General features: G+C 46.4%; 16 protein-coding genes. 12 read left to right on the forward strand and 4 right to left on the reverse strand.

The annotated features are described in order from the left end of the window. Positions 1-37 precede the first annotated feature (37 nt). The 12 genes from IMZ16_RS00695 to IMZ16_RS00750 all read left to right on the forward strand — a co-directional run bounded on the left by IMZ16_RS00695 (position 38) and on the right by IMZ16_RS00750 (position 11,278). Positions 38-622 carry a bifunctional nuclease family protein gene (locus IMZ16_RS00695; protein ID WP_193440079.1) on the forward strand — a complete coding sequence of 195 codons (585 nt, stop codon included), beginning with the start codon at positions 38-40 and terminating at the stop codon, positions 620-622. Beyond that, a complete protein-coding gene (locus tag IMZ16_RS00700; RefSeq protein WP_193440080.1) occupies positions 622-1,881 on the forward strand; it encodes an MFS transporter in 1,260 nt (419 codons plus the stop codon). The genes IMZ16_RS00695 and IMZ16_RS00700 overlap by 1 nt, the downstream gene beginning before the upstream one ends. 63 nt (positions 1,882-1,944) lie before the next feature. Beyond that, on the forward strand, positions 1,945-3,129 hold the full coding sequence (locus IMZ16_RS00705; RefSeq protein WP_193440081.1) for a thiolase family protein: 1,185 nt from the start codon (positions 1,945-1,947) through the stop codon (positions 3,127-3,129). Between the two features lie 95 nt (positions 3,130-3,224). Beyond that, positions 3,225-4,577 carry an MFS transporter gene (locus IMZ16_RS00710; protein ID WP_193440082.1) on the forward strand — a complete coding sequence of 451 codons (1,353 nt, stop codon included), beginning with the start codon at positions 3,225-3,227 and terminating at the stop codon, positions 4,575-4,577. A 54-nt stretch (positions 4,578-4,631) separates the two neighbouring features. Beyond that, on the forward strand, positions 4,632-5,555 hold the full coding sequence (locus IMZ16_RS00715; RefSeq protein ID WP_193440083.1) for a mevalonate kinase family protein: 924 nt from the start codon (positions 4,632-4,634) through the stop codon (positions 5,553-5,555). Positions 5,556-5,584: 29 nt separating this feature from the next. Continuing rightward, on the forward strand, positions 5,585-6,484 hold the full coding sequence (locus IMZ16_RS00720) for a UbiA family prenyltransferase (RefSeq protein WP_193440084.1): 900 nt from the start codon (positions 5,585-5,587) through the stop codon (positions 6,482-6,484). A 25-nt stretch (positions 6,485-6,509) separates the two neighbouring features. Next, on the forward strand, positions 6,510-7,736 hold the full coding sequence (locus IMZ16_RS00725) for a TCR/Tet family MFS transporter (RefSeq protein WP_193440085.1): 1,227 nt from the start codon (positions 6,510-6,512) through the stop codon (positions 7,734-7,736). Positions 7,737-7,768: 32 nt separating this feature from the next. Next, positions 7,769-8,113: a Sec-independent protein translocase subunit TatA/TatB gene (locus tag IMZ16_RS00730; protein WP_193440086.1), complete on the forward strand. Its 345-nt coding sequence runs from the start codon at positions 7,769-7,771 to the stop codon at positions 8,111-8,113. 4 nt (positions 8,114-8,117) lie between these two features. Then, positions 8,118-8,681, forward strand: a complete 564-nt coding sequence (locus IMZ16_RS00735; protein ID WP_193440087.1) for a phosphatase PAP2 family protein — start codon at positions 8,118-8,120, stop codon at positions 8,679-8,681. A 29-nt stretch (positions 8,682-8,710) separates the two neighbouring features. Then, positions 8,711-9,271, forward strand: coding sequence for a C40 family peptidase (locus IMZ16_RS00740; RefSeq protein ID WP_227411594.1), 561 nt, complete (start codon positions 8,711-8,713; stop codon positions 9,269-9,271). Between the two features lie 33 nt (positions 9,272-9,304). Continuing rightward, entirely contained in the window at positions 9,305-10,117 is an 813-nt protein-coding gene (locus IMZ16_RS00745) for a 2,3,4,5-tetrahydropyridine-2,6-dicarboxylate N-succinyltransferase (protein ID WP_193440089.1), read from the forward strand. A 63-nt stretch (positions 10,118-10,180) separates the two neighbouring features. Continuing rightward, a complete protein-coding gene (locus tag IMZ16_RS00750) occupies positions 10,181-11,278 on the forward strand; it encodes a glycosyltransferase family 4 protein (protein WP_193440090.1) in 1,098 nt (365 codons plus the stop codon). A gap of 50 nt (positions 11,279-11,328) precedes the next feature. On the opposite strand, the gene rplT is transcribed toward IMZ16_RS00750, so the two are convergent. The 4 genes from rplT to thrS form a co-directional block, all read right to left on the reverse strand. Continuing rightward, positions 11,329-11,673 carry a 50S ribosomal protein L20 gene (gene rplT, locus IMZ16_RS00755; protein ID WP_073178350.1) on the reverse strand — a complete coding sequence of 115 codons (345 nt, stop codon included), beginning with the start codon at positions 11,671-11,673 and terminating at the stop codon, positions 11,329-11,331. 113 nt (positions 11,674-11,786) lie between these two features. Continuing rightward, on the reverse strand, positions 11,787-11,984 hold the full coding sequence (gene rpmI / locus IMZ16_RS00760) for a 50S ribosomal protein L35 (protein WP_073178605.1): 198 nt from the start codon (positions 11,982-11,984) through the stop codon (positions 11,787-11,789). Between the two features lie 130 nt (positions 11,985-12,114). Then, on the reverse strand, positions 12,115-12,645 hold the full coding sequence (infC, locus tag IMZ16_RS00765) for a translation initiation factor IF-3 (RefSeq protein ID WP_193440091.1): 531 nt from the start codon (positions 12,643-12,645) through the stop codon (positions 12,115-12,117). A gap of 54 nt (positions 12,646-12,699) precedes the next feature. Beyond that, positions 12,700-14,637: a threonine--tRNA ligase gene (gene thrS, locus IMZ16_RS00770; RefSeq protein WP_193440092.1), complete on the reverse strand. Its 1,938-nt coding sequence runs from the start codon at positions 14,635-14,637 to the stop codon at positions 12,700-12,702. Between the last annotated feature and the right edge of the window lie 77 nt (positions 14,638-14,714).

Genomic DNA, 14,714 nt, shown 5'->3' on the forward strand with positions numbered 1-14,714 from the left:
TCTCATCGGTCAATTATCAATTTTCTATATTTGTTGAATGGATTACAAAAGACTCAGAATTCGCGGCATTTCCTACAGCCAAACGCAATCCGGTGCCTATGCACTTTTGCTGGAAGATGAAGAATCTCGGATGAAACTTCCGGTGGTCATCGGAAATTACGAGGCGCAATCAATTTCTCTCGGTTTGGAGAAAGACATTCATCCGCCTAGGCCGCTAACGCACGATCTCTTTACGAGTTTCGTCTCTGCCGTAAATTTTACTCTTGAGTCGGTGGTAATTTATCAGATTGTGGACGGTGTTTTCTACTCCAATATTAATTTCAGAGACAACGAATCCGGAGAGGAGCTGATTTTGGATGCCCGTACCTCCGATGCGGTGGCGATGGCGGTACGAAGCGGAGCGCCAATCTATACCACAAAAGAGGTCTTAAACGAGACGGGCATCATCCTGGATATTGAAGAAATCCCTGCAGAGCAGGACAAAGCGGAAGATGGTGACTATCAGGGAGTAACAAAAGAGGCGCTTCAGGATCTTCTGGATAAGGCCGTTCAGGAAGAGGATTTCGATACTGCCCTGGAAATTCAGGAGGAACTAAAAAAGCGCGATAAAAAAATAGACTAATGAGCATAAAACTAAGGCTCAGCATCCTCAATTTCCTTGAGTACGCAGTGTGGGGTGCCTATCTCACCTCGATGGGCAGCTGGCTGGCAAGCATCGGCTTGGGTGATAAGATTGGCTGGTTCTACGCGATGCAGGGTTTCGTCTCGATATTCATCCCCCCGCTGATGGGTATGGTGGCAGACCGCTGGATCCCCGCGCAGCGCCTGCTCGGGATCTGCCACGCATTGGCGGCAGCCTTCCTGGCGCTTGCAGGCTATGTAGGCATGCAGTCGGGCAGCAGTGTAGATTTTGCAACCCTATTCTCCCTTTACAGCTTGAGTATGGCGTTTTATATGCCTACCATTGCGCTTTCCAACTCCGTGGCATACAGCATTTTATTGAAAAACGGCGAAGACACTGTGACTGCCTTCCCACCCATCCGCACCATAGGAACGATAGGCTTTATCCTCGCTATGCTCTTTGTAGATTTCACTGGCTTTCAAAATACTTACGCCCAGTTCTTCACCTCGGCAGCCTTGGGCATCCTGATGTTTTTCTACACATTTACCCTGCCCACGGTACCAATCTCCTCATCTCCGGACAAAGCATCACTTTCTAAAGCCTTTAATATCGAAGCCTTCAGCCTCTTCCGAAACAGCCGAATGGCGGTATTCTTCATATTCTCAATGCTGCTCGGTGTTTCCCTTCAGATAACCAACGGATATGCCAACCCATTCATCACTTCATTTAAGGAAATTCCCGAATTTGCCGATACTTGGGGGGCCAACCACGCCAACGCGCTCATCTCGCTGTCGCAGATTTCCGAAACACTTTGCATCCTCCTGATACCATTTTTTCTGAAAAGATTCGGAATAAAAATAGTGATGCTCATCGCGATGTTCGCCTGGTTCCTCCGTTTTGCGCTCTTTGCCGCAGGAGATCCCGGTCCGGGGCTGCCATTTTTTATCCTATCAATGCTAGTGTACGGTGTAGCTTTCGATTTCTTTAATGTATCCGGTTCGCTCTATGTGGACAGGGAAACGCCGGCGAATCTACGCTCCGGTGCGCAGGGCATTTTTATGATGATGACCAACGGCTTCGGAGCCACTCTCGGTATGCTCGGGGCGCAGCTCGTGGTCAATCATTTCGTTTACTCCCAAGAAACACCGGCAGATCAGCTGGGCGGATGGCGGATCTCCTGGCTGATTTTTGCATCCTATGCTTTTGCCGTAGGGCTCCTTTTCCTGCTGGTATTTAAGGATAAGCCCCAAGTATCGTAGCAGGTTAATACTTTTTTTGTAATTTGCCAAAGGTTTAGCGTAAACAAAAAAATTACAATAATTATGAAAGAAGTATTCATCGTTTCTGCGGCGAGAACGCCGATGGGAAGTTTTATGGGAAGCCTTTCCACAGTGCCTGCCACACAACTTGGCGCTGCGGCAGTGAAGGGCGCTTTGGAAAAAATCAATCTAGATCCTGAACTCGTAGAAGAAATTTATATGGGAAATGTGCTGCAGGCAGGCGAGGGGCAGGCCCCGGCGCGGCAGGTAGCGATAGCGGCGGGGTTGAAAAATACCACGCCGGCTACTACGATTAACAAAGTCTGCGCATCAGGGATGAAGGCAATTACGATGGCGGCTCAGGCAATTAAAGCAGGGGATGCGGACATCATAGTGGCCGGCGGGATGGAAAATATGAGTATGGTGCCGCATTATTTCCACGCGCGCTTGGCTACTAAATTTGGCGATGCGAAGCTGGTGGATGGGATGACGAAAGACGGGCTAACGGATGTGTACGACCAGGTGCCGATGGGTATCTGCGCGGAAGCCTGCGCAGCGGAGTACGGATTCAGCAGAGAGGATCAGGATAATTTTGCTGTGCAGTCTTATAGACGATCGGCCAAGGCTTGGGAGGAAGGGAAGTTTGCCGATGAAGTGGTGCCAGTTTCTGTGCCGCAAAGAAAGGGCGAGCCAGTGGTAATTTCTGAGGATGAAGAATTTAAGGCAGTAAATTTTGACAAAATACCTTCGCTGCCGCCGGCATTCCAGAAGGAGAACGGTACTGTGACAGCTGCCAATGCATCCACAATTAATGACGGAGCATCGGCAATCATCCTGATGTCCGGCGAGAAAGTGCAGGAGCTTGGCATAAAGCCCATGGCGAAAATAATCGCTTATGCAGATGCGGCACACGAGCCGAAATGGTTTACCACTGCGCCAGCAAAAGCTCTTCCGAAAGCACTTGAAAAAGCCGGTCTTCAGATCTCGGATATCGATTTTTTCGAGTTTAACGAAGCCTTTGCCGTAGTGGGTCTTGCCAATACCAAAATTCTTGGCCTGGATGATGAGAAAGTCAATGTAAACGGTGGCGCCGTATCGCTCGGGCATCCGCTTGGCAGTTCGGGATCGAGGATCGTGGTAACTCTTGCGCACATACTGCAGCAGCGCGGCGGAAAATTTGGCGCTGCGGCTATTTGCAACGGCGGTGGCGGCGCAACGGCAATCATCATTGAAAATCTTACGAATTAATTTTAAGTTTTTATCAGAATAACCTTTCGGATCTTCTGGAAGGTTTTTTCGTGTGTGCCATTAGCCTGAAAATTTTACTTTTGCCAAAAAATCAGATGGCAGACGAAGCGGGTTTCCAAAAGAATCAGCCAAAAGTGCTGAAAGCCTGGGCATTCTACGACTGGGCGAATTCAGTTTACTCCCTGGTAATAACTACCACGATTTTCCCGATTTATTACTCAGCGATGACTACCCTTTCGGATGGCGAGCGCATCCCCGTACGCCTTTTCGGTAGGGATTTTAATGCTGATGCGGTGTACGGGTATTCCCTTACGCTGTCCTTCCTCATCGTCGTTTTCCTCTCGCCAGTGCTTTCCGCAGTGGCAGACGGGATAGGCAATAAAAAGTTTTTTATGAAACTTTTCTGCTACCTTGGGTCGTTGTCCTGTATGGGGTTGGCGCTGTTTTCCGCCCCGGAGAATGTGCTGCTTGGGCTGTTTTTCAGTGTTCTGGCAAGCGTAGGTTTTTGGGGAAGCCTGGTTTTTTACAACTCATTTCTCCCGGATATCGCCACGCACGATAGGCAAGATAGGCTCTCCGCCCGTGGCTATGTGTTGGGCTATATAGGCTCCGTAATCCTTGTAATAATCTGTATGTTCCTGATTCAGTTTGTGGCAAAGGGATCTGGGCAAACGCAGCTATTTACGAGGCTAAGCTTCGTACTGACCGGTCTTTGGTGGATGGGTTTTGCGCAGTACAGCTTCCGCCACCTTCCAAACCTGAGCAAAGAAAATGTGAATAAAAATGAGCAGTTTTCCGGAAGATTATTCTCAAAAAGCTTCCGCGAAGTGCTGCGGGTTGGAAGGGAGCTATTCGCCGACCGGAATCTTAAATTTTTCCTTTCAAGTTTTTTCTTTTACAGCGTGGGTATGCAGACGGTTTTTTTAATGTCGACGCTTTTTGGAAAAAATGAAGTTCGGCTGGATGATGGCAAACTGATGCTCACGCTGCTGCTGATACAGCTAGAGGCAATTCTGGGAGCGCTGTTTTTCTCCTGGCTATCCAAAAAAATCGGAAATAAAAATGTAATAACAATTGCGGTGGCGCTATGGATCGTGGCGTGCGTTGCCGCTTATGCTCTGGACACGGATAGCCCCGGTGCGGAGCTGTATTTCTATGCCATTGCCGGCATCATCGGCCTGGTGATGGGGGGGCTGCAGTCTATGTCCCGCTCCACTTACTCCAAGTTGCTCCCGGCAGATTCTTCCGAAACTACCACTTTTTTCAGCTTCTACGATGTTCTGGAAAAAATTGCAATCGTATTAGGGACATTTGTTTTTTCGACATTAATTGAAAAGTTCAGCCATATGAGATACGCAGCGCTGTCCATGTCGGTCTTTTTCCTCGCTGGACTAGTGCTCATTCGCTTTGTGAATGCCGATGTCCTTCGGCCGAAACCGCAGGCGTAGACGGCTTAATTTTTGCTATTATTTTTGAAATTTTATCTTTGCAAAAATTGTGTAATGGCAAACCCTTTATTCTACGCAAAAATTCTGCTTTTTGGTGAGTATGGGATTATTGAAGATTCTCAGGGGCTTACACTGCCGTACAGTTTTTATAAGGGAACTTTAAAGTTTTCTGAACTTTCTTCGGAATTTGAAAAAAAATCAAACGAAAGTTTAAAAAGCTTTTCGGATTACCTCGAAACTTTAGAACTGCCTGAAAATTTCAGACTGGATGTTGGTGAGTTAAAGGCCGATATTTCCAACGGACTTTATTTCGATTCCAACATTCCGCAAGGCTATGGTGTGGGAAGTTCCGGAGCTTTGGTTGCCGCGATTTTTGAAAAATATTCAATAATCAAGCGAAATCCTGAGAATGTTTCAAAAGAAGAGCTGAAGGATTTGAAGAAAGTTTTCGGTCAGCTGGAAAGTTATTTCCACGGTAAAAGTTCCGGTATTGATCCGCTGATTTGCTATATGAATCTGCCGATTCTTATCGAGAATAAGGAAAATGTGGACAAAGTGGCACTTCCTGCCAATGAAGGAAAGGGCGCGATTTTCCTGATTGATTCCGGAATGACGGGTGAAACTGGCCCGATGATTCAGATTTTCTTTGAAAAAATGAAGACCGAAGGTTTCCGGAAAACGCTGAAGGAAGAGTTCATCCGCTACAATAATGCGTGCATCGATACTTTTTTGAAAAAGGATCTGAACCCGTTTTTCCGAAATTTAAAAAAACTTTCGCTTTGGGCGTATGAGCATTTCAAACCGATGATTCCAGAAAGTTTTTACAATGTCTGGAAGAAGGGACTGGAAACAAATGCGTATTACCTGAAGCTTTGCGGAAGCGGTGGTGGTGGCTATATTCTTGGTTTTGCGCCGGATTATGAGCTGGCGAGCGAAATGCTCAGCGATTTTAACAAGGAAGTGATTTACAGGTTTTAGCGCTGCCGGTTTTTTGTCGGCAAATTTTTATGATGACCCGCCAAAACCCCCTTAAATACAGGCTCTCGCAGCTTCTCGGTTTTTTGCTTGGCGCAAGGATATTCCTGCTGGTTTTCTACACTTTTGCGCTTTATGTTTCCACTTTCTTTGTGTTCAGCAGTGATGAAAGCCTGCGCGAAACCGTATTTTCCGTAAAGGTACACGGCCTGATTTGGTGCTGCATCCTGAGCATAGCGGCCGGTGGAATTATCAACCAGTTTTACGATGCAGAAAAAGACCGCCTGCAAAAGCCTTTCCGCTTTTATCTGCAGAGTTTCCTGAAGCAGAAATATTTCCTGTATTCCTATATTTTGCTGTGCGCATTATCGCTCTTCATCGCAGTTTTGCTTTCGCCGCGCATTTTCATCTTCATTCTTGCTTACCAGTTTTTCATCTGGCTTTACAGTCATAAGCTTAGTAAAATTTTGATAATCAATAATTTATCCTATGTCATCATTTCGCTGTATCCGTTCTTCGGAATGCTGATTTACTTCGAGCATTTTTCCAAAACGCTTTTCGTGATGGCAGACTATCTGTTCTGCGTTGTCCTGCTCATCGATGTTTTGAAGGACATTCTCACGATAAAACCTGACCACCTTTTCGGCTACAAAACTTTGGCAACAGAATTCGGAATCAAATCCGCGAAAATTGTGGGCGCTGTTCTGCTACTGGTTTGCGCCGCAGTTTCCGCACTCACAGCCTTTGCACTTTGGGAAACCGGCCTTCTCAGTTGGTATTACATTTTTTCGGTGCTGGTTTTTCTCGGCTGCTTTTTCATTTTAAAATCGGCAAAATTATCGCAGATTGCCTGGCTCAGAAATGTGCTTCGCCTATGGATTTTAGTAGGGGTATTTTTTATGCTGATGAACGGCCTCGTGGAAAGATTTTAAACCAAAAAACTTTTATTTTTGCCGGATGAAAAAGGAACGAAAAGCCGGCGCACTCACCTTTATTTTCATCACGCTGCTTTTGGACATCATCGGTTTTGGCATCATCATTCCGGTAATGCCCCAGCTAATTTCCGAGCTGATAAATGGCGATGTGGTGGATGCCGCGAAATACGGCGGCTGGCTCAGTATGTCTTACGCAGTGATGCAGTTTCTTTTCGCATCGCTTCTTGGTGGTTTGAGCGACCGTTTCGGCAGAAGGCCTGTGCTGCTTTTCTCAATGCTGGGTTTTGCCGGCAATCTTCTGATTCAGGGTTTCGCGCCGAACATCACCTGGCTTTTTCTCGGCAGGATGCTCAGCGGTGCTACAGGTGCCAGCATTACCACGGCAAGTGCCTACATTGCCGATGTTTCCACGGATGAGGACCGCGCTAAAAATTTTGGGTTAATCGGTGCGGCCTTTGGCATCGGCTTTGTCATCGGGCCGCTTCTTGGCGGCGTGCTCGGCGGCTTTGGCACCAGGGTTCCGTTTTTCGTGGCTGCCGTGCTCTGCATTCTGAATGTGATTTACGGTTTCTATGCATTGCCCGAATCGCTGAAGCCGGAAAACCGCCGGCCGTTCGATTGGAAAAGGGCAAATCCTGTAGGCTCACTGCTGCAGCTAAGGCAGTACCCGAAAATTCACGGCCTGGTGGCAGCTATGGTTTTGGTAAACATCGGGCTTCATGCCACACAAACCAACTGGACTTTTTTCACGATGTATAAATTCGGTTGGGATGAAAGGATGATTGGCATTTCGCTGGGTGTAGTGGGCCTCATCGCAGCATTTGTGCAGGGCTTCCTCATCAGAATTATCGAACCGAAAATCGGTGCGGAGCGAAGCATCGTTTACGGTTTAATTCTCAGTTCTCTGGCAATGCTGCTTTACGCCTTTGCCGGAAAAGAATGGATGTTTTTCGCGATAATGCTGATTGGTGGGCTTGGTGGAATTGCCGGGCCTGCGCTGCAATCTGTAGTCACATCTCAGGTTCCACGGGATGCTCAGGGTGAGTTGCAGGGTGCGCTCACAAGCCTTTCCAGTTTGACGGCTGTCGTCGGTCCACCTTTGATGACCAACACATTCTACTATTTCACGCACGATCGTGCGCCGTTCATCTTTCCCGGTGCAGCGTTTTTCCTAGGCTTCATCCTGATTTTCATTTCCGCAATCCTGGCTTATCTGAATTTTCGGAAGGATAGCAGGGCTACGCCGTGAAGACTTTGCGCCATCTTTTGTAATTTTGCAGTATGGAACTTAGTATCGGTGAATTGCTGATGGTTGCGCTGGTTATCGTGGTGCTTTTCGGGCCAGATAAATTGCCGTCCATTGCCCGAGATTTAGGGCAGGGCGTGCGCAAAATGCGTGGTGCGATGGAGGATATTAAAACCGAGATTCTGAAGGAAACCGATAATCCGGTGTCGGAAATCAAGCGCGAAATTCAGCAGGTGAAAAAGGCGGCGGAAGAAAACTTAAACCCGCTGAACGATTTTTACAATAATGATCCTTTGGCGGAAAACTCCAATGCAACACCTGAAAAACCTGCGGTAAAACCGGTGGATGATGAGAATTTTTCCGGGCCGGTAAGCCGGTAATTTTATGGAAGAAATTATCCGAACCGACAGAGAATTTTTTCTCTACCTGAACAATCTTGGCAGCACGCCGTTCGATTCCTTCTGGCTGATGGTTTCAGAAAAATGGGTTTGGGTGCCGCTTTATGTCATCTTCCTTTACCTTCTCGTGAAAAATTTCGGCTGGCGGAATGTGGCTTTTTTCCTGATATTCATTGCGCTTGGCGTTACCATTTCAGATCAATTGGCTGGATTGTATAAGATTGGTATTCAGAGGCTTAGGCCTTGCCACGATTTAGGGTTGCAGAAAATAATGCGCAGCTTGAAGTGCGGCGGGCAGTTCGGTTTCTACAGCAGCCACGCTTCCAATTCCTTTTTCATCGCCAATTATATGGCTGTGCTTCTCAGGAAAAAATACCGCTTTTTCCCGTTCCTGCTATTCCTCTGGGCAGCTATGGTTTCGTACAGCAGAATTTATATCGGCGTACATTTCCCTCTGGATTTGCTGATGGGTTCAGCCGCAGGCTTTTTGCTCGGCGGATTTTTTGCCACGCTTTCAAGAATCGTGGTGCAGAAGAGAATTTCGGTTTAAAATAAAATCTTATTTTTATGCCGATGAAAATCCGCAACTTCCTCCTCATACTCAGCTTCGCTGCCTTCCTTGCTTCCTGTGCCTCGCAGAAAAATGCGCACAATCAGAAAAACTGGAAGCCTGTGGAGCGCACCGTTCCCACGAAAACTGTAGGGCGCACCGCCGATTTACGCAATCTGGATTCTAAATTCAGTGGAAAAAATTCTGCGGCTATTGAGAAAATTTTACGCGATGCGGAAAAATATCTGGGTGCACCTTATAAATTTGGTGGTAATGATTCCAAGGGATTCGATTGTTCCGGCTACACGGTGAAAGTCTTTGAAGAAAATGAATACAGGTTGCCGCGGCGTTCCGCTGATCAGGCTGAAACAGGGAATAGGATTGACATTGCGAAGGTTCGCCCCGGCGATTTACTTTTTTTTGCCACCAGCTCTTCTGGGCAAGTTTCACATGTGGGCATCGTGCACGATATTGGCAGTGATGGCGAAGTGAAATTCATCCACGCTTCCACATCGAAAGGCGTTATCATTTCTTCATTGAATGAGAAATATTGGAATAAATCTTTCCTGCACGCACAAAGAATTTTTTAGATTTTAAAATTTTTAACTGAATTTTTGTAGAAAATGAATTTACAGCAAACCATTGAAAATATTTGGGAAAACCGTGAACTACTTCAAAATGAGGACAGCCAGAAAGCCATCCGTGATGTAATTGCAAAACTGGATTCCGGCGAACTTCGCGTGGCAGAGCCTACGGAAAATGGCTGGCAAGTGAATGAGTGGGTGAAGAAAGCGGTGGTGATGTACTTCCCGATTCAGAAGATGGAAACCGTGGAGGTTGGCCCGTTTGAATTTCACGACAAAATGCCGCTCAAGAAAAATTACGCGGAAAAAGGCGTTCGCGTTGTACCGCACGCTGTGGCAAGGGAGGGTGCGTACATTGCAAGCGGCGTGATTATGATGCCGAGCTATGTGAACATCGGGGCCTTTGTGGATTCTGGAACGATGGTGGATACTTGGGCTACGGTGGGAAGCTGCGCGCAAATCGGGAAAAATGTGCATTTAAGCGGCGGCGTTGGAATTGGCGGTGTTTTGGAACCGCTTCAGGCAGCACCTGTCATCATCGAAGACGATTGCTTCATAGGCTCAAGGTGCATCGTGGTAGAAGGCGTTTTGGTGGAAAGGGAAGCGGTGCTGGGTGCAAATGTTGTTTTAACGGCATCAACCAAAATCATCGATGTAACGGGCGATAAACCCGTGGAGCTGAGAGGTAGGGTGCCGGCAAGATCAGTGGTGATTCCCGGAAGCTACACGAAGAAATTCCCTGCTGGAGAATTTCAGGTGCCTTGCGCTCTGATTATCGGCAAAAGGAAGGAATCTACCGATAAGAAAACTTCCCTGAACGATGCGCTTCGCGAAAATAATGTGGCAGTTTGATGGAATAGCCGCACCAATGCAAAGCCACCAGCTCTCACAAGACATCATCAAAACGGACGACTAATGAAAATCGCCTTTGATGCCAAGCGCTTTTTCAGCAACTCATCAGGTTTGGGAAATTATTCCAGGGATTTGGTGCGGATTTTAGCGGAGTATTATCCTGAAAATCAATACTTTCTACTGAATAAAAAGCTGACTGAAAAGGGTGCGGAAATTCTTGCGGGGGAGAATGTGCATTACCAAAAAACTTCTAGCGGAATTTTTTCGCGCCAACTAAAAATGGGAAGGGATGCGCAGAAAATGGATGCGGAAATTTTCCACGGACTTTCCGGAGAACTGCCGTTGAAGTGGACGAATAAACGGGTAAAAAAAATTGTAAGCATTCACGATCTTATTTTTTTGAGGTATCCCAAATATTATTCGTGGTTGGATAGGAAGATTCATCTCTGGAAGTTCAAAAAAGCGGCGGAAAATGCAAATTTAATCATCGCAATTTCCGAACAGACAAAGCGGGATATCGTTGATTTCCTTAAGGTTTCGGAAGAAAAAGTTCGGGTGGTTTATCAGGGCTGCCATCCTGCTTTCAAGGAAAATTTCTCGGAAGAATATCTCGAAAAAATCAGGGCGAAATACGCCTTGCCAAAGAGATTTATCCTGAATGTCGGAACGATTGAAGAGCGCAAAAATCTACTGAAAATTCTGAAGGCGGTGGAAGGTTTGGAAATTCCTGTGGTAGCCATCGGAAAAAAGAAGAAGAAATATTTTGCCCGGATTGAAAATTTTTTGCGGAAAAGCAAGACAGAAATTCACTTTCCGAAAAATGTTTCGATGCAGGAATTGGCGGCGGTTTACAGGCTTGCAGACATTTTCGTTTATCCCTCAGAATTTGAAGGTTTCGGCATACCGATAATTGAAGCCCTATTTTCTAAAACACCGGTGATTACAAGCAATGTCAGTTCGCTTCCTGAAGCCGGCGGTCCTGATTCACTTTTTGTAAATCCCAATTCTGTAGAAGATTTACGCTCGAAAATTCTCTTTCTCTGGAACAACGAAGCAGAACGGAAACGCCGTGCAGAAAAGGGTTTTGAATATGTGCAAAAATTTCAGGATGAAAAAATTGCAGAGGGTTTGATGGGTGTGTATCACTCAGTAATTGAATAAAAATCCCTGACTTCTGCCAGGGATTTCTCAGTACTGATAACGGTTTAAAATTATTTTACTTTGTCCACCACCGCTTTGAACGCATCAGGATGGTTCATTGCAAGGTCGGCAAGCACTTTTCTGTTCAGTTCGATGTTGTTCTTTTTCAGAAGGCCCATAAATTGGGAGTAGGAAAGCCCGTGCTCGCGGCAGCCAGCGTTGATACGCATAATCCACAGCGCGCGGAAGTTTCTCTTCTTTTCCTTTCTGCCACGGTAGGAATACAGCATCGCCTTTTCCACCGCGTTTTTCGCTACAGTCCAAACATTCTTCCTTCTTCCGAAGTAGCCTTTGGCCTGCTTCATCACTTTTTTTCTGCGGGCTCTGCTGGCAACCGCATTTACTGATCTTGGCATAGTTAATTCTGTTTTTTTTGAATGCAGCGCTGCTTATTTCATCAGACTTCCGGTGCTGAATTCAGGGTTAAAATATTGAATTTCAAATTCTTATAAACCGCTCGATTTATAAATTACTTCAGCGCAAGCTGCTTCAGCACGCTTTTCTCATCCGATGTATGCACATAGGAAGTCTGCGTCAGGTTGCGCTTTTGCTTCGTTTCCTTTTTCGTCAGGATGTGGCTTTTGTAGGCGTTTTTCCTTTTAATCTTGCCGGTTCCGGTAAGTGCAAAACGCTTCTTAGCCCCTGATTTAGTTTTCAATTTTGGCATTGTTCTGCTGTTTTTCGTTATCAGTGAATTGAGTTTGCAAAAATAAGAATTTTCTTCAAAACTGAAAAATACTTTAAACAAATAAAGAGCCTTCAAAATTGAAAGCTCTTCAAAATTTTATTCGTGAAGATTACTTCGCTGGTTTCTTCGGGCTCATCATCATAATCATCCGCTTGCCTTCCAGCTTTGGCAGCTGATCCACTTTGCCCACATGCTCTAAATCTTGAGCCAGCTTCAGCAGAAGTATTTCGCCCTGATCTTTGAATACGATGGAGCGCCCCTTGAAGAATACATAAGTCTTCAGTTTTGAACCTTCTTCAAGGAATTTCTCGGCGTGCTTCTTTTTGAATTCGTAATCGTGCTCGTCAGTTTGCGGCCCGAAACGAATTTCCTTCACCACCACCTTTACCTGCTTGGCTTTCAGCTCCTTCTGCTTTTTCTTCTGCTCGTAAAGGAATTTCTTGTAATCCAGAATGCGCGCAATGTACGGTTCCTGCTTATCGGAAATCACCACCAGGTCAAGTTCCTGTGATCTGGCAATTTCTTGTGCTTTCGCCAATGGATAAACGCCGTTTTCCACATTGTCGCCAACCAGGCGAACTTCCTTCGCCTTGATTTTCTCGTTGATCTGATGCAGATCTTCCTGTACAGGGCGGCGCATTGGTCCGCGTCCTTTGTTAAATCTCTGTGCTATTGTATTAAAATTTTAAATTTCTCAGCTCCCAAATTCCGCATTGAATTCTGCGGCATTTTTAAAATATGCTATAAAATCGTCCAGTGGCATCGTTCCCAAATCGCCTTCACCACGCCTTCTCACGGAAACTGTGCCGCTGCTTTCTTCATTTTCACCCACAATCAGCATAAACGGATATTTCGCCAGTTCAGCATCGCGAATCTTCTTGCCGGTCTTTTCGTTGCGCTCGTCAATCAGGCCGCTAATATCGTGATTTTCCAACAATTGTGAAACTTTTTTCGCATAGTCCACATATTTTTCGGAAATCGGCAGCAGGATGTATTGGTCCGGTGCCAGCCACAGCGGAAAATCACCGGCGGTGTTTTCTAGAAGGATGGCGATGAACCTTTCCATCGAACCGAACGGTGCCCGGTGAATCATCACAGGCCTGTGCTTTTCGCCGTCGCTTCCGATGTAGCTCAGGTCAAATCTTTCAGGCAAATTGTAATCCACCTGTATTGTGCCGAGTTGCCACTTTCTGCCCAGGGCATCCTTTACCATAAAATCAAGCTTCGGCCCATAGAATGCAGCCTCACCGTATTCCACCACGGTTTTCAGGCCTTTGTTTTTCGCAGCCGTAATAATCGCATTTTCAGCCTTTTCCCAATTTTCATCTGTGCCAATGTACTTCTCGCTGTTTTTCGGATCACGAAGCGAAACCTGCGTCACGAAATCTTCAAAACCAAGATTGCGGAACACATACAACACCAAATCAATCACGCCTTCAAACTCCGACAAAAGCTGATCCGGTGTGCAGAAAAGGTGGGCATCATCCTGCGTAAAGCAGCGCACCCTCGTCAAGCCGTGCAGTTCGCCGCTCTGCTCGTAGCGGTAAACGGTGCCAAATTCCGCGAAGCGCTTCGGCAAATCGCGGTAAGACCATTGCCCAACCTTGTAAATTTCGCAGTGATGCGGGCAGTTCATCGGCTTCAGGAAATATTCTTCGCCTTCGTTCGGCGTTTTGATCGGCTGAAAACTGTCGGCACCATATTTTTCGTAATGGCCAGAAGTTTTGTAAAGCTCGATGTTCCCAATATGCGGCGTCATCACGAATTCATAGCCCGCTTTCTTTTGCGCTTCCGAAAGGAAATTTTCCAATTTTTTGCGAAGTGCCGCACCTTTCGGCAACCAAAGCGGAAGACCCTGCCCAACTTTTTCTGAAAAGGTAAAAATGCCAAGTTCTTTGCCAAGTTTTCGGTGATCCCGGCGTTTTGCCTCTTCCAGCTTTTCAATATATTCGGCGAGGTCTTTTTGCTTTGGGAAGGAGATGCCGTAAACCCTTGTCAGCTGTGGATTTTTCTCGTCGCCACGCCAATATGCGCCCGCAGCATTAAGGATTTTCACGGCTTTCACGATGCCAGTGGAAGGAATGTGGCCGCCACGGCAAAGATCCGTAAAATTATCGTGGGTGCAGAAGGTGATATCGCCGTCGTTCAGGTTTTCGATGAGCTCGGTTTTGAAGGGGTTGCCCTCATATTCCTTCAGCGCATCGGCTTTGGAAACAGGGTAAAGTCTGAAATGCGAATCCTTCTTGGCGTTTTCCAGCATCTTCTTTTCGATTTTCTCGAAATCTTTCTCGCTGAGCGATTCGTCGCCAAAATCCACATCGTAATAAAAACCATTCTCAATTGCCGGGCCGATGGTCAATTTTGCATCAGGATAAAATTCCAAAATGGCTTGCGCCAGAAGGTGTGCCGACGAATGCCAGAACGCCTTCTTGCCCAGATCATCATTCCAGGTCAGCAGCTGCACCGTGGCATCTTCCGTAATCGGCGTTGCGGTTTCCACCTGTTTGCCATTTACGATTGCAGAAATCGTGTTCCGCGCAAGACCTTCGCTGATTGATTTTGCGACATCCAGCGCAGAAATGCCCGCTTCAAATTCACGGGTGCTGCCGTCCGGAAGAGTGATTTTTATCATAAAAAAACCGTTATTTGTTTGCAAAAATAAAACTTTGTGGCATTATCTGCTAAGAAAATTTTTTAAAGTACCCCAAC

It is taken from the genome of Cruoricaptor ignavus (assembly GCF_014961145.1).
In the GTDB taxonomy this organism is placed as follows: domain Bacteria; phylum Bacteroidota; class Bacteroidia; order Flavobacteriales; family Weeksellaceae; genus Cruoricaptor; species Cruoricaptor ignavus.